Annotated in this window: 1 protein-coding gene and 1 pseudogene; both read right to left on the reverse strand. The window is 70.0% G+C overall.

The window, feature by feature from the left end:
• A pseudogene (locus N864_RS22655) lies at nt 1-384 on the reverse strand (hypothetical protein); the annotation flags it as partial.
• The gene (locus N864_RS22660) at nt 375-716 is read right to left on the reverse strand and encodes an NADH-quinone oxidoreductase subunit A (RefSeq protein ID WP_034722915.1); all 342 of its coding nucleotides are present in this window, start codon (nt 714-716) and stop codon (nt 375-377) included. The gene N864_RS22660 and the pseudogene N864_RS22655, both read right to left, overlap by 10 nt.
• Between the last annotated feature and the right edge of the window lie 256 nt (nt 717-972).

Genomic DNA, 972 nt, shown 5'->3' on the forward strand with positions numbered 1-972 from the left:
GTCCATGCCACCGTGGTCCATGCCACCGTGGCCGGGCTCCAGGGGGCGGGACTCCGCGTCGGCCCGCTGCCGGTCGACATCGACCAGCTGCTCGGCCGCCGTGACGAGCGCCGATGGCACGTCCCCGGCAGCTGTGATCTCGAGTCGGGCACGGGGGCCGGGCAGCTGCTCCCAGAGGCGGGACACAACCTCGGCGAGCTCCGGTCCGGGACGGCCGCAGACGGCGAGGAGGTCCGCGTCGGCCGGAGAGCCGGCCAGCGGCCAGCCACGCTGAGCGCACGCTCGCTCCAGCGCCATACGGGTCCATGGCTGTCCAGGCACCTCGATCACGAGGACATGGACGGCTCGGGCCGCGCGACGCGCCAACAGGCGGCTCAGACCCATCGCAACGCTCCCTCGCGCCAGGCCCACACCACGGCGACGAAGAGGGCGCCGAGGAAGAGGAACATCTCGACCACGGCTGTCACCCCGACCTCGGCCACCACGACGGCCCAGGGATACATGAAGAGCATCTCCACGTCGAACGCGAGGAAGAGGAGCGTGGCTGGGTACCAGCGGACGTGGTAGCGCGAGAGGGCGTGCTGGTGCGGTGGCCACCCCGACTGGAACGGCAGGACGGTGAGCACGCCCTCGTGCGGGGCCACGATGCGGTGCAGTCCGTGCAGGGTCGCGACCCCGAGCAGGGAGAGGGCAAGCAGGACGGCTACGGCTCCCATCGCCCTGACCCCTTTCTGCGCGCCATCTCGTCGGTCCGCTCCGTGCGGAGCGTACCCACGAACTGCTGCCGCAACACTTCATGGACCGACCGAGGGGCCCGGCTCACCGGCGCCTGCTGAGAACGAGCGTCCGACGACACACGATCTTGAGGTTCTCGGTGGCGTGACCGACATCTGGGGGCGTCAGGCTCGGAAGTGGACGGAACGCCGTTCGCAAGACAACGCTGAAGGAAGGTGTCCACGATGATGGGTTGGT

Source organism: Intrasporangium chromatireducens Q5-1, assembly GCF_000576575.1.
GTDB lineage: Bacteria > Actinomycetota > Actinomycetes > Actinomycetales > Dermatophilaceae > Intrasporangium_A > Intrasporangium_A chromatireducens.